The following is a 20908-nucleotide window of genomic DNA, read 5'->3' on the forward strand; positions in this document are numbered from 1 at the left end:
GCCGTGGTGCCGGCCCCGGCGGCGGCCGGCTGCCCGGTCGCCGGTTCGGGTCGGCGGCGCCGGCCGCCCCGGGGCGCCGCGGCGCGCTCCGGGGTGTCCCGGGCGCCCTGCGCGGCGGCGGGGACGGTGCCGGAGGGATCCAGCGGCGTCGCGGCACCGGGCCGGTCGCCACCGGGGGCCGGACCGGACCCCGGGCCCGGACCGGCCGGGGACGGTGCGGGGGTGCCGCGCGGCCGGGTCGCCGCGACGTCGTCGGTCCGGGGTGCGGGGGCGGCGGGGGTACGGCCCGCCGGGTCCGCCGCAGGGCGGGACGCGGCAGGCCGGGCCGGCGGTGCGGGGGCTGCATGGGCTGCGGGGGTGGCCGGGCCTGCCGGTGCCGTGTGGCCTGCCGGTGCAGCAGGGCCTGCCGGTGCCGTGTGGCCTGCCGGTGCAGCAGGGCCTGCCGGTGCAGCAGGGCCTGCCGGTGCCGCGGGGCCTGCGGTGCCCGCGCGGCCGCCGCGACCTGCGGTGCCTGCAGGAGCCACCGGGGCTGCCGGTGCCGCGGGGGCCGCCGGGGGCCGGCCGGTGGCCGGGGGTCCGGCCGGGCCGCGGTCGCCGGTTCCCGGGGCCGGCGCCGGTCCACCGGAGGGGCGCCCGGCGGCGGGCGGCCCGCCGGGGACGGGGGGGCGGCCCGGTCCGGCGGGCGGTGCACCGGCACCGGGCTCGCGCGGCACGGTGCCCCCACGGACGCGGAGCCCGACCCTGGTCGGGCTCTCGGTCCCCGGTGCGCTCCGGCCGTTCGCGACGGGGGCCGGAGAAGTACCCGGGCGCTGCGGGCCGCCGGGCGCGGGCGCCGGGTCCGGGTGTCGCGCCGGCCCGGCAGGTCCGGCCGGACCCGCGGTTCCGGCGTGTCCGGCTGGTCCGGTGGTTCCGGCCGGGCCGGCGTGTCCGGCTGGCCCGGCCGGGTTCGCGGTTCCGGCGGGTCCACCGTGTCCGGCGGGGCCTGCTGGCCCGGCCGGGTTCGCGGGTCCGCCCTGGCCGGCGGGTCCGGCGGTTCCGGCCGGGGTGGTGGCCGCGCCCGGCTGCCGCGGCGCGGTCGGCCGCTGCGGTGCCAGACGGTCCTCCGGTGCCGCCCCGGGACGGTCCTCCCACCCCACCGCGGCGCGCTGCGTCGGTGCCGGCCCGGGCTGCTGCGGGGCGAGCCCGTCGGGCGTGCGGCCGGCGTCGCGGAAGGAGCGGTCGCCCTCCGGGGCCGGGCGGCCGTGCCGGGGGACGCCACCGGAGCCGTGTCCCGGCCGGGCGTGCTCGCCGGAGTCGTGCCGGCCCCGCGGGGCGGCGCCCTCGCCGTGCCGCGGCGACCGGCCGGAGCCCGGGCGGGCGATCTCGTCGCTGCCGTGGCGGCCACCGGCGCCTTCGGCGGCGCGTTCGGCGGTGCGCACGCCCCGGCCCGGCCGGTCGGGGTCGTACGGATCGGCCAGGTCGACGGAGCGCCGGGACCGCGGGGGCGGGGGCGGGCCTGCGGTCAACCGCCTCTCCTCTCACGGTCCGTTCGTCGGGGGAGCCCGCCGTACGGTCGGGCTCCGTCATAATGCGCGCTCGTCCGGCCAACGAGTTACCGGAGCGTTGCGTTGTGCCGATCTGATCGACATCACTCGAATGTCGGCACGTCACGGGGGTCGTGCGTCGGTGCGTGACCGTTCCGGCCGGGGAGCATCCGCCGCTCGTCCCATCCTGCCTCGGCCGGTCGGCGGACACGGCCGGGTGATCCGTCCCGTCGAGCAGCGGGCACCTGGGTGCGACGACGCGCAGCGCACCGGGAGCCGGACGGGCCGGGTGCCGTCGGGCACGGGCCGTGCGGCGGGCCGCCGGCGCCGAACGACGGCCGGGCCCGGCCGCTGCATCCCTGCGCCGCGCCGGACGGGGCCGTTCAGCCGCCGAGCAGCACGGCCATCCGGTCCCGCAGGGCCTCGGCCGCCGACAGCGGACGGACCATCACGGTCAGCTCGCGCACCCGCCCGCCGGCGTCGGTCCGGAGCAGGTCGATGCCCTGCACCTCGCGGTCGCCGACCAGGGCGGTGAACTCGAGGACGTGGCCGTCGTCGCCGGTGAACTCCGCGACGTAGCGGAACTCGGCGAACACGGTCAGCACCGCGCCGAGGATCGCGCGGAGCGGTTCGCGACCGTGGTACGCGCGGTGGACGACGGGGGAGCGGAACACGACGTCGTCGGTGCAGAGTTCCACGGCCGCGTCCGGATCGCCGGCCTCGATCGCGGTGCGGAAGCGCGCCGCCGTACTGCTGCTCATCCGATGATCATGCCGCAGCGGTGGACGACGCCGTGCCGAGCACCCCGGCCAGCAGCTCGAAGGAGCGCAGCCGGTCCTCGCCGCGGAAGGTCGACGTCGTCACCATCAGCTCGTCCACGCCGGTGCGCGCCACCAGCTCCTCGACGCCGGCCCGGACCGTGTCCGGGGCGCCGATGATCTGGTCGGCCTGGCGTTCCGCGACGAACGCGCGGGCCTGGTCGGTCCACTCGAATGCGGCGACCTCCGCCGGGCCGGGCAGCGGGCGCGGGTCCCCCAGCCGCAGGTGCAGGAACTGCAGCGCCGCCGGGAGCGCGAGCTCGCGCGCCGCGTCGTCGGTGTCGGCGCAGAACACGCTCGCCGCGAGCATCGAGTAGGGCTCGGCGAGCGTCGCCGACGGCCGGAACCGGTCCCGGTAGACCTGCAGCGCCGGCAGCGTGTTGCGGCTGCTGAAGTGGTGCGCGAACGCGAACGGCAGACCCAGCATCCCGGCGACCTTCGCCGAGTAGTCCGAGGAGCCCAGCAGCCAGAGCGACGGCGCGTTCCCGGCCGCCGGGACGGCGAGCACGTCGGCGTCGCCGCGGAAGTAGGACGCGAGCTCGACCAGCTGGTCCGGGAAGTCGTCGGGGGCGTGCAGCTGCGCCGCGGAGATCCCGCGCAGGGCGGCCGCGGTGCGCGGGTCGGTGCCCGGCGCGCGGCCGATGCCGAGGTCGATCCGGTCCGGGTGCAGCGCCTCGAGCGTCCCGAACTGCTCGGCGACGACGAGCGGCCGGTGGTTCGGCAGCATCACGCCGCCGGACCCGACCCGGATCCGCTCCGACGCGCCGGCGAGGTGCGCGATGAGCACCGGCGGCGACGAGCTCGCGATGCCCGGCATGGCGTGGTGCTCGGCCACCCAGTAGCGGGTGAAACCGAGCTCGTCGGCCCGCTTGACCAGCCGCGTGCTGTGCGCCAGCGCGTCGGACGCCGACGAGCCCTCGGCGACGGGGACCAGGTCGAGGACGGAGAGAGGGACCACGGGAGGTGCAACACGGGGGTCGCCGCCGGTCTTCCCGGCGGAGCGGCCGTTCGACGGGTGCGGCGCCCGAAACCGGTTCGCGGACTCCTACTAGCATCGACGACGCTCCACGTGGAGCCCCATCCGATCGTGACCGCCCTGGAGGCCGCACCGTGTCCGCACCGCCCGCCCCGCCCGCGTCCGCCCCGATCCGGGTGCCGGCCGGGACGACCGCCGGCGCGCGCGTCCGGGAGGGGGGCCTGCCGACCAGCGGTCCCGAGGCGATCGTCGTCGTCCGGGACGCCGAGGGGAACCTGCGCGACCTGGCCTGGGCCCCCGAGGCCGACACCGAGGTCGTCGCGGTGGGCGCGAACACCGAGGAGGGCCGCAGCGTCATCCGGCACTCGGCGGCGCACGTCCTGGCCCAGGCCGTCCAGCAGCTGTTCCCGAAGGCGAAGCTGGGCATCGGCCCGCCGATCACCGACGGCTTCTACTACGACTTCGACGTCGAGGCCCCCTTCACGCCCGAGGATCTGAAGAAGATCGAGTCGGCGATGAAGAAGATCGTCAAGTCCGGTCAGCGGTTCTCCCGGCGCCGGTTCGCCGACCGGGACGAGGCCCGGGCCGAGCTGGCCGACGAGCCGTACAAGCTTGAGCTGGTCGAGCTCAAGGGCAACAGCGACGCCGAGGTCATGGAGGTCGACGCCTCCGGCGAGCTGACGATCTACGACAACGTGCACGCGCACACCGGCGACACCGTCTGGTCCGACCTGTGCCGCGGCCCGCACCTGCCGACCACGAAGTTCATCCCGGCGTTCACGCTGACCCGCAGCGCCGCCGCGTACTGGCGCGGCGACCAGAACAACGCCCAGCTGCAGCGGATCTACGGCACCGCCTGGGAGTCGCAGGAGGCGCTGGACGCCTACCTGGAGCGGATCGCCGAGGCCGAGCGCCGCGACCACCGCAGGCTCGGCACCGAGCTGGACCTGTTCAGCTTCCCGGACGAGATCGGCTCCGGGCTGGCGGTGTTCCACCCGAAGGGCGGGATCGTCCGCAAGGAGCTGGAGGACCTGTCGCGCGAGCGGCACGCCGAGGCCGGCTACGAGTTCGTCTACTCGCCGCACGCCACCAAGGGCCAGCTGTTCGAGCTGTCCGGGCACCTGCAGTGGTACGCCGAGGGCATGTACCCGCCCATGCAGCTCGACGCGGAGTACACCGCCGACGGCGAGCTGCGGCGGCCGGCCGTCGACTACTACCTCAAGCCGATGAACTGCCCGATGCACAACCTGATCTACCGGTCGCGCGGGCGCTCGTACCGCGAGCTGCCGCTGCGGCTGTTCGAGTTCGGCACCGTCTACCGGTACGAGAAGTCCGGCGTCGTGCACGGCCTCACCCGGGCCCGCGGCTTCACCCAGGACGACGCGCACATCTACTGCACCCGCGAGCAGATGGGCGACGAGATCCGCAGCCTGCTCCAGTTCGTGCTGGACCTGCTGCGCGACTACGGCCTCGACGACTTCTACCTCGAGCTCTCCACCCGCAACCCGGAGAAGTCCATCGGCGACGACGCGTCGTGGGCCGAGGCGACCGAGGCGCTGCGGACCGCGGCCGAGAGCTTCGGCCTGGAGCTGCGGGACGACCCGGGCGGCGCCGCGTTCTACGCGCCGAAGATCTCGGTGCAGGCGCGCGACGCGATCGGCCGCTACTGGCAGATGTCCACCATCCAGGTCGATCTGATGCTGCCGGACCGCTTCGAGCTGGAGTACACCGCGCCGGACGGCTCGCGGCAGCGCCCGGTGATGATCCACCGCGCGCTGTTCGGGTCGATCGAGCGGTTCTTCGGCGTGCTGACCGAGCACTACGCGGGCGCGTTCCCGGCCTGGCTGGCGCCGGTGCAGGTGGTCGGCATCCCGGTCACCGACGGCCAGGAGGACTACGTCCGCGACATCGCGGCCCGCCTGCGGCGCAAGGGCATCCGGATCGACGTCGACGCCGGTGACGACCGCATGCAGAAGAAGATCCGCACGCACACCCTGCAGAAGGTGCCGTTCCTGCTGCTGGCCGGCGCCCGCGACGAGGAGTCCGGCGCGGTCAGCTTCCGGTTCCGGGACGGGTCGCAGCGCAACGGCGTGCCGGTCGACGAGGCGGTCGAGCAGATCGCGTCCTGGGTCGCGTCGCGGACGAACGTCTCGCCGACCGCGGAGAGCTTCGGCACCGGCGCCTAGGATCGGCTCATGGAGCAGGAGTGGGTCCCGCAGGAGGGTGTCGGGACACCCGACGGGTTCGCCCGGCTGTGGACCCCGCACCGGCTGGCCTACATCAAGGGCACGACCGACCCGGGCTGTCCGTTCTGCCGGATCGCCCGGGGCGAGTCGCTCGAGGACTCGACCGACCCGGACGCCGACAATCTCGTCGTCGCCCGCGGCGCGGAGGTCTTCGCACTGCTCAACCTGCACCCGTACAACCCCGGGCACCTGATGGTGCTGCCGTACCGGCACGTCGGTGAGCTGGAGGACCTGACCGGCTCGGAGTCCGCCGAGCTGATGGACTTCACCCGCCAGGCCGTGGTGACGATGAAGAAGGTCGCCGCGCCGCACGCCTTCAACGTGGGGCTGAACCTCGGCCACCTGGCCGGCGGGTCGCTGGCCGACCACCTGCACCAGCACGTCGTCCCGCGCTGGGGCGGGGACGCCAACTTCATCGCCGTCGTCGGCCAGACCAAGGTCATCCCGCAGCTCCTGGCGGAGACCAGGGACCAGCTGGCCGCCGCGTGGGTGAGTCCGCGGCGGGAGGACCCGCGGCCGGACTAGGCTGGAGGCGTCCCGTTCGAGAACCTGGAGCGCACCGCGCACGATGCTGAACATGTTCGCCCGCGGGCACGTCAACCGGCTCACCGACCCGGTCGGCCGCGCTCTGGTCGACCGCGGTGTCAGCCCGGACGCGGTGACGGTGCTGGGCACCGTCGGCGCGATCGCCGGCTCGCTGGTGTTCCTGCCCGCCGGGTGGCTGGTGCTCGGCGCGGTCGTGGTGACGCTGTTCGTGCTCACCGACCTGATCGACGGCGCCATGGCCAGGGCGCTGGGCGGCGGCACCCGGTTCGGCGCGGTCCTGGACTCCACCTGCGACCGGATGGTCGACGGCGCCCTGTTCGGCGCGCTCGCCTGGTGGGCGCTGACCGGCGGCGCGGAGCCGGTCGCCGGGGCGGCCGCGCTGGTCTGCCTGGTCGGCGGCCAGATCGTGTCGTACGTCAAGGCGCGCGCCGAGTCGGTCGGGCTGACCGCCGAGGGCGGCTTCGTCGAACGGGCGGAGCGGCTGATCCTGGGCCTGCTCGGCGCGTTCGTCTCCGGGCTCGGGGTGCCGTACGCGCTGACCGTCGCGCTGCTGCTGCTGGCCGCCGGAACGGTGGTGACCCTGGGCCAGCGGATCCTGGCGGTGCGGCGCAGCGCCCGCGAGGTGCCCCGTGCCTGAGGTCCGCGGCCGCCTCCGCGAGGCGGTCGCGGGAGCCGGCTACGCCGCGGGCTGGGCGGTGGCCGGCCGGCTGCCCGCCGGCGTCGCCGGGCGGGTGTTCGACGCGGGTGCCGATCTCGCCACCCGCCGGGACGGTCCGGGGGTGCGCCGGTTGCGGGCGAACCTCGCCCGGGTCCGGCCGGACGCCGATCCGGCCGAGCTGGACCGGCTGGTCCGGCGCGCGATGCGCAGCTACGCGCGCTACTGGCGGGAGGCGTTCGCGCTGCCGTCGCTGGACCCGGACGCGCTGCACGCCGCGATGCACCCGCACGCGCACGGTGTCGCCGCCTCGCTGGAGCCGCTCGCCCGCGGCCGGGGCGTGCTGTACGCGCTGCCGCACGGCGGGAACTGGGACGTCGCCGGCGTCTACCTGGTCCGCGAGCTGGCCCGGCGCGGGCACGATCCGGTGATCACCACCGTGGTGCAGCGACTGCGTCCGGAGTCGTTGTTCTGCCGGTTCCTGGCCTACCGGCGCGCGCTGGGCTTCGAGGTGGTCGCCGCCGACGACCCGCGCGGGGCGCACCGGGCGCTCACCGCGCGGCTGCGCGCCGGCGGGGTGGCGTGCCTGATCGCCGACCGGGACCTGTCCGGCCGGGGCGTCGACGTGTCGTTCCTCGGCGCGCCCGCCCGGCTCCCGGCCGGTCCGGCGCGGCTGGCCCGCAGCACCGGTGCCGCGCTGCACCCGGCCTACCCGGTGTTCGCCGGCGACGCCTGGGGGGTGCGGGTCGGCACGGAGATCGCGGTCCCCGCGGAACGGTCGCGGCGGTCCGACGCGAAGGCGGTGCAGGCGCTGGCCGACGCGTTCGGCGAGCTGATCGCCGAACGCCCGGAGGACTGGCACATGCTGCAGCCGATCGGGGCCCCGGCGTGACCGGCGCACTGCGGATCGGGATCGTCTGCCCGTACTCGCTGGACGTCCCCGGTGGCGTGCAGAACCACGTCCTGGATCTGGCGGCCGCGCTGCGCACGCTGGGGCACCGGGTCGAGGTGCTGGCCCCGGGCGTGCGGGAGGCGCCGGAGTTCGTCACCCCGCTCGGCCGGGCGGTCGGCGTCCCCTACAACGGCTCGGTCGCCCGGGTCACCTTCGGGCCGCTCACCTACCACCGGGTTCGACGCTGGCTGGCCGAGCACGATCTCGACGTGCTGCACCTGCACGAGCCCACCACCGTCAGCGTGTCGGTGCTGGCGCTGCTCGCCGCGGGCGGCCCGATCGTGGTCACCTTCCACACCTCGACCGAGCGGTCCCGCGCGCTCGCCGCGTTCGGCGGGATGATCCGGCCGCTGATGGAGAAGGTGACGGCCCGGATCGCGGTGTCCGCGACCGCCCGGCGGGTGCAGGTCGAGCACCTCGGCGGGGACGCCACCGAGATCCCGAACGGCGTCGACGTCGCCCGGTTCGCCCGCGGACCGGCGCTCGACGAGCTCGTCCCCGGCCTGCCGCGCGGCACCCGGGTCGGGTTCGTCGGCCGGTTCGACGAGCCGCGCAAGGGCATGCCGGTGCTGCTCGACGCGCTGCGCGGGCTGCCGGAGCGGTACCGGGACCTGCGGCTGCTCGTGGTCGGGCGGGGTGACGGCGCCGCGCTGCGCCGGGCCGCCGGGCCGGAGCTGGCCGGGCGGATCGACCTGCTCGGCGCCGTCGACGAGCCGACCAAGGCGGCGGCGCTGCGCGCGATGGACGTCTACTGCGCCCCGCACCGGGGCGGCGAGAGCTTCGGGATGGTGCTGACCGAGGCGATGGCGGCCGGCGCGCCGGTGCTGGCCGCCGACATCGAGTCGTTCCGCGCGGTGGTCGGCGGCGGTGCGGGCAGGCTGTTCCGGGCCGGTGACCCGGCCGCGCTCGCCGGTGCGCTGACCGGGCTGCTCGACGACGAGGCCGGCCGGGCCGCGCTCGCCGTCGCCGGGCGGGCCAGGGCGTCGCGCTACGACTGGCCGGTCGTCGCGGCCGAGGTGCTGCGCGTCTACCGGGCGGCGATCGCGGCCGATCCGCGCGCGTCCACCGGGGGTGCGGCGTGACCGGCGGCGCGATGGCAGCCGGCGTGCTGCTGCTCGTCGTGGCGGCACTCACCGTGTGGTGCCTGACACGGGTGCGCAGGCTGCACCGCCTGCACGCCAGGGTGGACGCCGCCCGCAGCGGGCTCGCCGCGGCACTCGCCCGGCGGGTCCGGGTCGCGCTGGAGGTCGCCGAGCTGCTCGACCCGCCGCGCGGGGCGTCGCTCGCGGCCGCGGCGACCGCCGCCGGGGCCGGCTCCGCGCCGGCCGCCGACGGCCGCGACCCGGCCGGGACCAGGGAGTCCCGCGAGATGGCCGAGAACGCGCTGACCAGGGAACTCGCCGCGCTCGGCGGGGCGGTGCCGGACCCGCGGCTGGCCGCCGAGCTGGACGACGCCCAGCAGCTCGTCGTGCTGGCCCGGCGGGTGCACAACGACGCCGTCCGGGACACCCGGGTGCTCCGCTCGCGCCGGCTGGTCCGCCGGCTGCACCTGTACGGCACCGCGCCGGAGCCGGTGTACTTCGAGATCGTGGATCCGGAACCCGCGAGTCTCCGGTACCGGGCTGACGTAGGATCGACCCGTCACCGCACCGTCATGTGAGGAGCTCCGATCACCCGTGTCCGCAGCCGATAACACCCCGGAGAACGCCGGTCCGCAGCACGGCACCGCGCGGGTCAAGCGCGGCATGGCCGAGATGCTCAAGGGCGGTGTGATCATGGACGTGGTCACCCCGGACCAGGCGAAGATCGCCGAGGACGCCGGAGCCGTGGCCGTCATGGCCCTCGAGCGCGTGCCCGCGGACATCCGCGCGAACGGCGGTGTGGCCCGGATGTCCGACCCGGACATGATCGCCGGCATCGTCGAGGCGGTGTCCATCCCGGTGATGGCGAAGGCCCGGATCGGACACTTCGTCGAGGCCCAGGTCATCCAGTCGCTGGGTGTCGACTACATCGACGAGTCCGAGGTGCTCACCCCGGCCGACGAGGCGCACCACATCGACAAGTGGGCGTTCACCGTGCCGTTCGTGTGCGGCGCGACGAACCTCGGCGAGGCGCTCCGCCGGATCTCCGAGGGCGCGGCGATGATCCGGTCCAAGGGCGAGGCCGGCACCGGCAACGTCGTCGAGGCCACCCGGCACATGCGCTCGATCCGGTCCGAGATCGGCAGGCTCGGCTCGCTCGACGCCGCCGAGCTCTACATCGCGGCCAAGGAGCTGCGGGCCCCGGTCGAGCTGGTCGCCGAGGTCGCCCGCACCGGCAAGCTCCCGGTCGTGCTGTTCACCGCGGGCGGCATCGCCACCCCGGCCGACGCGGCGATGATGATGCAGCTCGGCGCCGAGGGCGTGTTCGTCGGTTCCGGCATCTTCAAGTCCGGCGACCCGGCACAGCGCGCGTCGGCGATCGTGAAGGCCACCACCTTCCACGACGACCCGGACATGATCGCGAAGGTGTCCCGCGGCCTGGGCGAGGCGATGGTCGGGATCAACATCCCGGACATCCCGGAGGACCAGCGCTACGCCGCCCGCGGCTGGTAACACCGCCCGCAGCAGTCCCGTCGAGCCCCGCCCGGTCGATCCGGTCGGGGCTCGACGCATGTGCGGCACCCGGGGGACGTGGCTCCACGGCGGGGTGAACGATCCGGTCCCTCGGAAGCGGCCCGTGTCCGATCCCGACACGTTTCGTGGTCACTCGCAGGCGGGGTTGCCTACTCGATGTGGTGACAGCGGTGCGCGTGGTGACGGTGTGGCATCTAGCGTCCTCGGTGAATCACGAGACCGATGGGGCGGAGGAGCCTGATGGGACGCTCTGTGCGAGCCGCAGCGATCGCCGCGGCCATGCTGATCAGCCTGCCGGCGGCGGCGTTCGCCGACACCGGGGCCGCGGCGCACCCGGGAGCGGTCGCCGCGGTGGACTGCCCGGCCCCGGGTGCCGGCGCCGGTCCGGCCGGCAGCGACCCGGCCGGGACCGCTCCGGGCGCCGGGACCGCTCCGGATGCCGGCTCCGCTCCGGATGCCGGGACCGCCGCGGGTGGGGGCTCTGCTCCGGATGCCGGGACCGCTCAGGGCGGGGGCTCTGCTCCGGATGCCGGCTCGGCTGCGGATGCCGGGACCGCCGCGGGTGGGGGCTCTGCTCCGGATGCCGGCTCCGCTGCGGGTGGCGCGGGTGCGGGTTCCGGCCCGGACGCGGGAGGCGGTGACGGTACCGCCGGGACGGGGAAGCCCGGCGGCACCGGTACCTCCGCGGCCGGGGCAGCCGGCTCCGAGATCGCCCCCGAGGCCCCCGGTGACGAGACCGGTTCGGGCGGCTCCGGTGACGGGACCGGTTCGGGCGGCTCCGGTGACGGGACCGGTTCGGGCGGCTCCGGTGACGGGACCGGTTCGGGCGGCTCCGGTGACTCCGGCCCGGGGCCGGATGCCGGCTCCGGTTCGGGCGACGGCTCCGACTTCGGCTCCGGTTCCGGCGATGCCGCCCCGGGCCCGGGAGACGACCCGGCCCCGGGTGACGGACCCGGATCGGGCGGTGCCACCGGTACCGGAGCTGCGCCGGGTCCGGGCGGCGACCCGGGTCCGGGGGACGACGCGGCGGGTTCCGGCGGCGCCCCGGTGTCCCCGGGCGGCACGACCGACCCGGCGACCGACCCGGCGACCGACCCGGCCGACTGCGATCCGGCCGCCACGCCCGACGACCCGGCCGCACCCGCGACCCCGTCGGACCCGGCCGGCCCGTCGGACCCGGCCGAGCCCGGGGCCTACGCCGGCGCGGACACCAGCGCCGCGACCGCACACGGCTGGGGCGAGCCGGACCACGTCGACGAGTTCGACACCGAGCTCAGCGGCTGGAACCTCTACGACGGCCCCGGTCACGCCGGTGAGGGCACCCGGTCCCCGGCCGCTGCCTCGGTCGAGAACGGGATCCTCACCATCGACGGCGACGCCGACGGCACCACCGCCGGCATGGCGTGGACCGGCAACAGCCAGAAGTACGGCCGCTGGGAGGGCCGCGTCCGCGCACCCGAGTCGGACCCGACGTACAACGCCCTGCTGCTGCTCTGGCCCACCGCGGAGGACTTCCCGGTCGGCGGCGAGATCGACTTCATGGAGATGACCGACCACACCCGCCAGACGACCGAGCTCTTCCTGCACTACGGCGAGGACAACAGCCAGGTGCAGGGCGAGGTCGAGATCGACGGGACGCAGTGGAACAACTGGGCCGTCGAGTGGACCCCGGACAGCGTCGTCGCCTACGTCAACGGCGAGGAGTGGTGGCGCACCGAGGACACCTCGATCCTGCCGCCCGGCCCGATGCACCTGTGCATCCAGCTCGACTGGTTCCCGGACGGCGACGGCGAGGTGGCGCCGTCGAAGATGGAGGTCGACTGGGTCCGCCAGTACTCGCTGCCCGAGTCCGAGACGACCGGCGCCGCCGAGGGACTCGTCCAGGATCTGGGCGAGCGGATCACCGAGGGCGTCCGCGATCCGGTGCAGGGCGCCGCGACCCGCGCGCCGAGCGGGCACTGACCGACCGGCCGGACACACCGAGATGCAGATCAGCGGGCCCGTGCGAGGGGCCGGCGCCCGCTGATCTGCATCTCGGCGGGTCCGGGGGTGCGACTCGACGCGGGACGAGCAGCGCGTGGGGAGACGCATCCCACCGCGCGCCCCGGGCCCGCGGCGGCGAGGATCGTCGCCATGCACGTCCTCGTCGTCGGCGCCACCGGCTACATCGGTTCGCGCCTCGTCCCGCGCCTGCTCGGCGACGGCCACGCGGTCCGGGTCCTCGCCCGCACCCCCGCGAAGGTCCAGGTCCATGCCTGGGCGGACGCGGTCGAGGTGCTCCCCGGCGACGCGACGGACGCCGCGGCGCTGCGGGCGGCCTGCACGGGCGTCGACGCCGTCGTCCATCTGGTGCACGCGATGGACGGCCCCGGCTACGCCGACCGGGACCGGGACGCCGCCCGGGCGCTGGCCGACGGCGCCGCCGCGGCGGGCGTCCGGCGGATCGTCTACCTGGGCGGGCTGCAGCCGGACGACGACGCCGGCACCGTCTCCGGGCACCTGAGCTCGCGCCGCGAGGTCGGCGACATCCTGCTCGACGGGCCGGTGCCGGTCGCCGTGCTGCGCGCCGGGATCGTGGTCGGGACCGGCTCGGCGAGCTTCGAGATGATCCGGCACCTGACCGACGTCGCGATGGGCGGCCCGCTGGTGCTGCCACTGCCGGACCGGTTGTGGAACCGGATCCAGCCGGTCGCGGTGGACGACGTCCTGCACACCGTCGCCGGCTGCCTGGAGCTGCCCGCCGAGGTGGACCGGGCGTTCGACATCGGCGGGCCGGACGTGCTCACCTACCGCGCGCTGATGAGCGGGTACGCGGCCGAGGCCGGTCTGCGCCGGCCGCTGCCGCTGCCGGTCCCGCTGTCGGCGCCCCGGCTCACCGCGCGCGCGGTCGCCGCGCTCACCCCGGTGGACCGGGCGCTGGCCCGGCCGCTCGTCGAGTCGATGCGGCACGAGCTGGTCTGCGACCCGGCCGACCTGGCGGCCCTCGACGCGCTGGTCGGCGCCCCGCCGGGCGGCCGGACGCCGTACCGCACGGCCGTCCGCCGCGCGCTGGACGGCGTCGGCGCGGCCGGGCCAGGACGGTCCGACCCGCCCGGCACCGGCCCCGCCGAGTGGGCCAGCACCGACGCGCAGGACGTGGACGCGCCGGCACACGCGGTCTGGTCGGTGATCGAGACCCTCGGCGGCGAGCACGGCTGGTACACCGTGCCCGGGGTGGCGACGGTGACCGGCTTCCTGGACGTGCTGGCCGGCGGCCGGCTGCCGCGCCGCCACTCCGACGGCCCGCCGCGGCTGCTCGCCGGTGAGCCGCTGGACCGCTGGGTGATCGAGTCGGTGGAGCCGGGGGAGCGGCTGGTGCTGCGCGCGGCCGCCCCGCTGCCCGGGGTGGCGCGGCTGGAGCTGCGGGTCCGCGCCACCGGCCGGCTGACCAGCCGCTACGAGCAGACCGTGCGGTTCACCCCGCGCGGGCTGGCCGGACGCCTGGCCTGGCTGGCCGCGTACCCGGGCCAGCGCTTCGTGTTCGCGGTGATGGCGCAGACCCTCATCGGCGTCGCGCACACCCGCTACCAACAGCAGCTGCGCAGCCCGTCGAGGAGGTGACGGCCCGGTACACACCCCGTGACCCCGGCTCACACCTGCTGCGACGGGTGTGAGCCGGGGCCACGGGGTGTGAGCCGTCAGGCCTGGGCCGCCTCCCGGGCGTTCGCGACCTGCTCGGCGCGGTCCTCGGCGGCGATCCGGGTCAGCTCGGCGCCGGCCTCGGGATCGCGGGTGAGGTTCTCGCCGGACTCCGGATCGAAGACGTGGATCTTGCGCGCGTCCAGCCAGAACTCCGCCTCGCGGCCCTCCCGGATCCGGCTGGTCGAGTCGATCGACACGATCGCCTGGGTGCGCAGCTGGTCCGAGTCGAGCTCGCGGGACAGCTCCTTGAGCTTGGCCTCCACCTCGGCGGGCGCCTCGTACGGGATGTAGGCGAACTGCGAGTCGCCCAGCCACTCGGTCACGTCGACCCGCGCGGTGAAGGTCGAGCCGAGCGGCTTCTTCGCCTCGTCGACCAGGGACGCGTCCTCGAAGTACTCGGGCCGGATCCCGACGAGCACCAGGTCCTTGCCCGCCACCTTCGCGGCACGGTCCGCGTCCAGCTCGATCTTCCCGAACGGGGTGTCGAGCGCGGACTCCGACACCGTGGCGGGCAGGAAGTTCATCGGCGGCGAGCCGATGAACCCGGCGACGAACAGGTTGACCGGCTGCTCGTAGAGCTCGCGCGGCGAGGCGACCTGCTGGATGACGCCCTTGCGCAGCACGCAGACCCGGTCGCCGAGGGTCATCGCCTCGGTCTGGTCGTGCGTGACGTAGACGGTGGTGATGCCCAGCCGCCGCTGCAGCCGGGCGATCTCGGTGCGCATCTGGCCGCGCAGCTTGGCGTCGAGGTTGGACAGCGGCTCGTCGAACAGGAACGCGTCGGCGTCGCGGACGATCGCGCGGCCCATCGCGACCCGCTGCCGCTGCCCGCCGGAGAGGTTCGCCGGCTTGCGCTGCAGGTGCTCGTTGAGCTCCAGCACGGCCGCGGCGTCGTTGACCTTCTTCTGGACCTCCTCCTCGGGCGTCTTGGCCAGGCGCAGCGGGAAGGCGATGTTCTCGAAGACCGACAGGTGCGGGTAGAGCGCGTAGTTCTGGAACACCATCGACAGGTTCCGGTCCCGCGGGGCCTTCTCGTTGACCCGGGTGCCGCCGATGACCATGTCGCCGGAGGTGATGTCCTCCAGGCCGACGATCATCCGCAGCAGGGTCGACTTCCCGCAGCCGGACGGGCCGACGAGGATCATGAACTCGCCGTCGGCGATGTCCATGCTCACGTCGTTGACCGCCGGGTAGCCGTCACCGTACTTCTTGACGATGTTCTTCATCTCGATCGACGCCATGTCCGATCGGGTCCTCTCTCTCGCAGAAGTACGGGTCAGCCCTTGACGGCGCCGTTGGTGAGACCGGCGACGATGCGCCGCTGGAAGATCAGCACGAGCACGACGACCGGGATGGTCACGATCACCGCCGCCGCGGCGATCGGGCCGTTCGGCGACTCGAACTGGGACGCCCCGGAGAACAGTCCCAGCGCCGCCGGGACCGGCCGGGCCGCCCCGGTCGAGGTGAGCGAGATGCCGTAGGCGAAGTCGTTCCAGGCGATGAAGAACGCCAGGATGGCCGTGGTGAACACGCCCGGCGTCGCGAGCGGCACGATCACCTTGCGGAACGCCTGCCAGCTGGTCGCGCCGTCGACCTGCGCGGCCTGCTCCATCTCCCACGGGATCTCCCGGAAGAACGCCGACATCGTCCAGATCGACAGTGGCAGCGTCAGCGACAGGTACGGGATGATCAGGCCGGGCCAGGTGTCGTAGAGCCCGATCTGGCGCCACAGGTTGTACAGCGGCGTGACGATCGAGATGACCGGGAAGATCGCCACCGCGAGCGCGGTGGACAGGATCAGCTTCTTGCCCCGGAAGTCCAGCCGGGCGATCGCGTACGCCGCGAACATCGACAGCACGCAGGCGATGAACGTGGAGATCAGCACGATGCCGAAGGAGTTCCGCAGCGCGGGCAGGAACAGCTCGGCCGCGTCACCGACCAGGATCTGGGAGTAGTTCTCCCAGGACACGGCGGTCGGCAGGAACTGGCCGTTGGCGATGTCGGCCGACGACTTCAGCGACAGCGACACGATCCAGCCGACCGGGAACAGCGCGTAGATCACGATCGCGATGCCGGCGACGATCCACAGGACCCTCTCGCGGGTGGACATCACTTCTCCCCTCGGGCCTGGGACAGGTCGACCTTGAAGCCCTTGATGAACCCGACGCAGATCACCACGACGGACAGGAACAGCAGCACCGACACCGCGGAGCCGAGCCCGATCTCCAGCCGGGCGATCGTCTGCCGGTAGGCCAGGAACGACACCGTCTCGGTGTTGTTCGCGCCGCCGGTCATCACGAAGACGGTGTCGAACACCCGGAAGGCGTCCAGCGTCCGGAACAGCAGGGCCACCATGATGGCGGCCTTCATGTTCGGGATGGTCACCTTCCACATCCGCTGCCACCAGGAGGCGCCGTCCACCCGGGCGGCCTCCTGCAGCACGTCCGGCACCTGGGCGAGGCCGGCGAGCAGCAGCAGCGAGATGAACGGCGTCGTCTTCCAGATCTCGGCCAGGCAGATCACGAACAGCGACGACCAGGTGCCGCCGAACCAGTCGGTGTCCGCGGCCACCCCGGGCAGCCAGGAGAACCAGGAGTTCACGAAGCCGGAGTCCAGCGAGAACGCGTACTGCCAGGCGAACGCCGACACGACCGTGATCACCGCGTACGGGATCAGGATCGCGGCCCGCAGGACCGGCCGGATCGCCTTGAGCGCGTTCATCATCACCAGCGCCAGCGCGAAGCCGAGCACCAGCTCGACCGCGACCGTCACGACCGTGATGAACACGGTCACGCCGAACGAGATCCACCAGATCTCGTCGGTGAGGATGACCGCGTAGTTGTTCAGCCCGATGAACGAGATGTTGTCCGGGTCGGTCAGCCGGTAGTTGAACAGCGAGTAGTAGACGGCCTGGGCGATCGGGTACGCCGTGACCAGCAGCATGATCACGAACGCCGGGCCGGCGAGCATCCAGCCCAGCCGCTGCTCGGATCGGGCCTTGTCGCTGGTGCCCGGGCCGGCCGGTGACGCGGGGACGGCGCCCCCGGTGCCGGTCCGCTCCGTCGTCGTCGTCACAGCAGCTGCTCCTTCGCCAGGACCGCGCGGATCAGCTCGGCGGTCGCGGGGCCGACGGTGGCCGGGTCGATGCCGGCCGACGGGTGGTAGTTGCGCTGGATCGACTCGGAGACCTCGCTGTAGTAGGCGGTCTGCGGCCGCGGCTTGGCCTGCTGCAGCGACTGCTCGATCAGCGGCGCCATCGGGAACTGCTCCAGCACCTCGGGATCGGTGAACACCGACTCCTTGGCCGCCGGGTTGCCGTTGGTCAGCATGTACTGCTTCTGGTTCTCCTCGGAGACGATGCACTCGGCGGCCCGGTAGGCCAGGTCGACGTGCGGGCTGAAGGCGCCCACCCCGAGGTTGATCCCGCCGTACGGCGGCGCCGACGGCCTGCCCGCCTCGGTCTGCGGGTACAGCGCCCAGCCGAAGTCGTCGGCGACCGACTGCTCCACGCTGCCGTCGGCGACGGCGCTGTTGACCTTGCCCCAGACGAACGGCCAGTTCACCTGGAACATCGCCGCGTCGCCCTGGAAGGCGTTGGAGTTCTGGTCCTCGTCCGCGGTGGAGAAGCCCGGCCCGGCGACCTGGGAGACCTGCCGCATGATCTCGGCGGCCTTGGTCGCGGCGGGGGAGTCGAGCCCCAGCTCGATGCCCTCCGGGTCACCCGGCGACGGGTTGGTGATGATCTCCCCGCCGCCCGACTCGACCAGCGCGTTCAGCCACACCGTCATCGACTCGGCGCGCGCGCCCTGGGCGGCGATCTGCTTGTCGCCCTGCTGGGCGGCCTCGATGATCTGGTCCCAGGTGACCGGGGCGTCCATGTCGAGCCCGGTGGCCTCGACCTGGGACGTGCGGTACCAGAGCAGCTGGGTGTTCGCCCAGAACGGGACGGTGACCAGCTCGCCGTTCCAGCTGGCGCCCTCGACCGCCGAGTTCACCACGCCCTCGGTGGTGCGCGCGCCGACGTCCTCGGGCACCGGGGCGAGGAACCCGGCCTCGGCGAACTCCGGGATGTAGGGCGGGTCGATGCTCATGATGTCGATCGAGGCGTCGTTCGCCGCGAGCCGCCGGACGAGCTGCTGGCGCTGCTCGCCGGACTGGCGGGGGAGCACCGACACCGCGAGCCGGTAGGCGCCGCCGGAGTCGGCGGTGCAGGCGGCCGCGATCTCGGCCTGCCCGCCGTCGTCCGGGTTGATGTACCAGTTGAGCACCGGCGGGCCGTCGGATGCGCCGCCGCACCCGGCCAGTCCCGCGAGGGCGGCGGCGGCGACACCGGCGGCCAGTCCCCTCCTCCACCGTGCGCGACGCATGGTCAACCTCGACCCCCAGTGCTCGGCGTGGCCAGGGCGGGTCGGGGCCGACCCGTCCTGGAAGCGTTTGCGGTCAGAGACTTTCGAGGCTTGTCACGATCGTGTCAAGCTTCACAGCCGAACGGTTACCACCACGTGTCATTCCCGGTCAGTAGCTGATCTTCGGAATCGATTCTGAGCCTGAACCGTGTTGCAATCGCTTCCAGCATTCGCCATACATGGGGTCGTGGCCGGACCGGTGAACCTGGCGGACGTGGCCCGGCGGGCCGGTGTCTCGTCGGCCACCGCGTCGCGCGCGCTGAGCGACCACCCGCACGTCGCGGCCGCGACCCGGGAGCGCGTCTGGCAGGCCGCACGGGACCTGGAGTACGTCGCCTCGCCGGACGCGACCGGCCTGGCCCGCGGCACCACCGGCCGGGTCGCCGTCGTCGTGCCGCACCTGGCCCGGTGGTGGTTCGGCGCGGCGCTGGAGGGCCTGTCCGGGGCGCTCCGCGCGGCCGGGCTGGACCTGCTGCTCTACCGGCTCGGCGATCCCGCGGCCCGGCAGGCGTTCTTCGACGAGCTGCCGGCCCGCCGCCGGGCGGACGCCGTCGTGCTGCTCGGGTTCGGCGTCGACGAGCGGGAACGGGAGCGGCTGGACCGGATCGGCGTCGGGATCGTCGCCGCGGGCACCCGGGTCGGGTCGCACCCGTCGGTGTCGATCGACGAGTACGCCGCGGGCCGGCAGGCGATGGACCACCTGCTGCACCTGGGGCACCGCCGGATCGGGATGATCGTCGCCGCCGATCCGGACCTCGACCTCGCCCAGCCCGCAGGCCGGTCGGCCGCCTACCGTGCGGCGCTCGCCGACGCCGGGATCGACCCGGACCCGGACCTGACCGCCACCGTCACCTGGAGCCCGGAGTGCGGCGCCCGCGCGATGAGCGGGCTGCTCGGGCTGGCCCGCCCGCCGACCGCGGTCTACGCGCACTCCGACGAGATCGCGCTCGGCGCGCTGCGGACGCTGCGCCGGGCCGGCTACCGGGTCCCCGGGGACGTGTCGGTGATCGGGATCGACGACCATCCGCTGGCCGCGATCACCGATCTCTCGACGGTCGCCCAGCCGGCCGCCGAACAGGGCGAGCTGGCCGCCCGGACGGTGCTGGCCGGGCTCGCGGGCGAGCCGGTGGACCCGATCGTGACGGTGCCGACCCGGCTGGTCATCCGCGGCACCAGCGGCCGCCCGCCCGGGCCGGGAGCGTCCTGATGGCGGCGCTGCCGGAGCTGGTCCTGCGGGCACCCTGCCCGGGGCTGCTCGCGCTGCCCTGGGACCGCCCGCTGGCCGAGTGGCAGGCCACCGAGGTGCCGCTGCGCGACATCGCCGTCGGCCCGAGCCGGCACCTGGTCCGCTTCGTCGAGGCCGACGGCGAGCTGTGGGCGCTCAAGGACATGCCCGAGCGGATCGCCCGCCGCGAGTACGGGGTGCTGCGGTACCTGGAGGAGGAGTGCCTGCCCGCGGTTCGCCCGGCCGGGCTGGTGCTGCAGCCCGAGCACGACACCGCGGTGCTGGTCACCCGCTACCTGCAGGGCTCCTGGCAGTACCGGCGGCTGATCATGCGGCTGCCGCCGAACCAGCCCCGGCAGCGGGCCCGGCTGTTCGACGGGATGATCTCGCTGCTGGTCGACCTGCACCGCAACGGCGTGTTCTGGGGCGACTGCTCGCTGGCGAACACGCTGTTCATGCGGGACGGCCAGACCCTGCAGGCCTACCTGGTCGACGCCGAGACCAGCGAGATCCATGCCGAGCTGTCGGACGGCCAGCGCGAGCACGACCTGATGATCCTGGTGGAGAACGTGGCCGCCGGGATGATCGACCTCGCGACCCGGCTGGAACGCCCGCCGGAGATCATCCCGCAGCTGATCGACGAGGCGAACGCGCTCCCGGACCGCTATCGCGCGCTCTGGGACGTGCTGCACGCCACGCCGGTCTTCGCGTTCGGCGACCGGTACCGGATCGAGGGCACGATCCGCGAGCTGAACGAGCTCGGGTTCGTCGTCGACGAGGTGTCCCTGCAGCCGGTCGGCGGGGACCGCGCCCGGCTGCAGATCGCCGTCGGGGACCGGAACTTCCACAGCGACCAGCTGCGCAAGCTGACCGGGCTGGACGTGGGGGAGGGGCAGGCCCAGGTGCTGCTCGGCGACCTGCGCGCGCACCAGGAGTGGATGTGCCGGCGCACCGGGTCCGAGGTGCCCGACCGGGTCGCGGCGCGCAGCTGGCTGGACACCTGCCTGATCCCCGGCACCCGCGCCGCGCACGAGGCGCTCGGCCGGGCCGGCTCGGACGTGCAGGCCTACTGCGACCTGCTCGAGGTCCGCTGGCTGCTGTCCGAACGGGCCGGGTACGACGTCGGCAACGAGGCCGCGCTGGCCGAGCTGGGGGCGTCCGCGCCGACCGACTCGGCGGCCAAGACCGCCGTCGCCGACGCCCCGACCGGGCAGATCCCGCGGGTCACCGACGACGAGCCCTGACCCGCGGCCCCGGCCGGTGGT

17 protein-coding genes are annotated in these 20908 nt (G+C 74.5%); 11 read left to right on the forward strand and 6 right to left on the reverse strand.

All coding sequences use genetic code 11. The annotated features are described in order from the left end of the window. Positions 1-1906: 1906 nt before the first annotated feature. Both ABD160_RS31560 and ABD160_RS31565 read right to left on the reverse strand, forming a co-directional pair. Positions 1907-2284: a nuclear transport factor 2 family protein gene (locus tag ABD160_RS31560; RefSeq protein WP_344029853.1), complete on the reverse strand. Its 378-nt coding sequence runs from the start codon at positions 2282-2284 to the stop codon at positions 1907-1909. Positions 2285-2291: 7 nt separating this feature from the next. Continuing rightward, positions 2292-3299, reverse strand: a complete 1008-nt coding sequence (locus tag ABD160_RS31565) for an LLM class flavin-dependent oxidoreductase (protein WP_344029855.1) — start codon at positions 3297-3299, stop codon at positions 2292-2294. Between the two features lie 152 nt (positions 3300-3451). Between ABD160_RS31565 and thrS the strand changes: the two genes are divergently transcribed. From thrS to ABD160_RS31610, 9 genes are all read left to right on the forward strand, one after another. Further along, positions 3452-5503 carry a threonine--tRNA ligase gene (thrS, locus tag ABD160_RS31570; RefSeq protein ID WP_344029858.1) on the forward strand — a complete coding sequence of 684 codons (2052 nt, stop codon included), beginning with the start codon at positions 3452-3454 and terminating at the stop codon, positions 5501-5503. 9 nt (positions 5504-5512) lie between these two features. Continuing rightward, positions 5513-6088: an HIT family protein gene (locus ABD160_RS31575; RefSeq protein WP_344029862.1), complete on the forward strand. Its 576-nt coding sequence runs from the start codon at positions 5513-5515 to the stop codon at positions 6086-6088. A gap of 43 nt (positions 6089-6131) precedes the next feature. Further along, entirely contained in the window at positions 6132-6746 is a 615-nt protein-coding gene (pgsA, locus tag ABD160_RS31580; protein ID WP_344029865.1) for a phosphatidylinositol phosphate synthase, read from the forward strand. Further along, entirely contained in the window at positions 6739-7656 is a 918-nt protein-coding gene (locus ABD160_RS31585; RefSeq protein WP_344029867.1) for a phosphatidylinositol mannoside acyltransferase, read from the forward strand. Before pgsA ends, ABD160_RS31585 begins: the two co-directional genes overlap by 8 nt. Positions 7657-7664: 8 nt before the next feature. After that, positions 7665-8798 carry a glycosyltransferase family 4 protein gene (locus tag ABD160_RS31590; RefSeq protein ID WP_344029991.1) on the forward strand — a complete coding sequence of 378 codons (1134 nt, stop codon included), beginning with the start codon at positions 7665-7667 and terminating at the stop codon, positions 8796-8798. A gap of 11 nt (positions 8799-8809) precedes the next feature. After that, positions 8810-9376 carry an NUDIX hydrolase gene (locus ABD160_RS31595; RefSeq protein WP_344029870.1) on the forward strand — a complete coding sequence of 189 codons (567 nt, stop codon included), beginning with the start codon at positions 8810-8812 and terminating at the stop codon, positions 9374-9376. 16 nt (positions 9377-9392) lie between these two features. Further along, positions 9393-10310: a pyridoxal 5'-phosphate synthase lyase subunit PdxS gene (pdxS, locus tag ABD160_RS31600; protein WP_344029874.1), complete on the forward strand. Its 918-nt coding sequence runs from the start codon at positions 9393-9395 to the stop codon at positions 10308-10310. A 1068-nt stretch (positions 10311-11378) separates the two neighbouring features. Continuing rightward, positions 11379-12293, forward strand: a complete 915-nt coding sequence (locus tag ABD160_RS31605; protein WP_344029877.1) for a glycoside hydrolase family 16 protein — start codon at positions 11379-11381, stop codon at positions 12291-12293. A 171-nt stretch (positions 12294-12464) separates the two neighbouring features. Next, positions 12465-13931 carry a DUF2867 domain-containing protein gene (locus ABD160_RS31610; RefSeq protein ID WP_344029881.1) on the forward strand — a complete coding sequence of 489 codons (1467 nt, stop codon included), beginning with the start codon at positions 12465-12467 and terminating at the stop codon, positions 13929-13931. 77 nt (positions 13932-14008) lie between these two features. Here ABD160_RS31610 and ABD160_RS31615 read toward each other — a convergent pair whose 3' ends face one another. The 4 genes from ABD160_RS31615 to ABD160_RS31630 are packed head-to-tail and all read right to left on the reverse strand — an operon-like array spanning position 14009 to position 18379. Further along, on the reverse strand, positions 14009-15253 hold the full coding sequence (locus ABD160_RS31615; protein ID WP_344029884.1) for an ABC transporter ATP-binding protein: 1245 nt from the start codon (positions 15251-15253) through the stop codon (positions 14009-14011). Positions 15254-15288: 35 nt separating this feature from the next. Beyond that, positions 15289-16122: a carbohydrate ABC transporter permease gene (locus ABD160_RS31620; RefSeq protein ID WP_344029886.1), complete on the reverse strand. Its 834-nt coding sequence runs from the start codon at positions 16120-16122 to the stop codon at positions 15289-15291. Then, complete coding sequence (locus ABD160_RS31625) at positions 16122-17087, reverse strand: carbohydrate ABC transporter permease (RefSeq protein WP_344029889.1); 966 nt, start codon at positions 17085-17087, stop codon at positions 16122-16124. Before ABD160_RS31625 ends, ABD160_RS31620 begins: the two co-directional genes overlap by 1 nt. Beyond that, positions 17084-18379 carry an extracellular solute-binding protein gene (locus ABD160_RS31630; protein WP_344029891.1) on the reverse strand — a complete coding sequence of 432 codons (1296 nt, stop codon included), beginning with the start codon at positions 18377-18379 and terminating at the stop codon, positions 17084-17086. Before ABD160_RS31630 ends, ABD160_RS31625 begins: the two co-directional genes overlap by 4 nt. Before the next feature lie 226 nt (positions 18380-18605). Between ABD160_RS31630 and ABD160_RS31635 the strand changes: the two genes are divergently transcribed. Together ABD160_RS31635 and ABD160_RS31640 are read left to right on the forward strand one after the other, a co-directional pair. Next, entirely contained in the window at positions 18606-19625 is a 1020-nt protein-coding gene (locus ABD160_RS31635) for a LacI family DNA-binding transcriptional regulator (RefSeq protein WP_344029894.1), read from the forward strand. After that, positions 19625-20887, forward strand: coding sequence for a DUF4032 domain-containing protein (locus tag ABD160_RS31640; protein WP_344029896.1), 1263 nt, complete (start codon positions 19625-19627; stop codon positions 20885-20887). Before ABD160_RS31635 ends, ABD160_RS31640 begins: the two co-directional genes overlap by 1 nt. Positions 20888-20908: the final 21 nt, after the last annotated feature.

The organism is Pseudonocardia kongjuensis (genome assembly GCF_039526905.1).
Taxonomy (GTDB): domain Bacteria; phylum Actinomycetota; class Actinomycetes; order Mycobacteriales; family Pseudonocardiaceae; genus Pseudonocardia; species Pseudonocardia kongjuensis.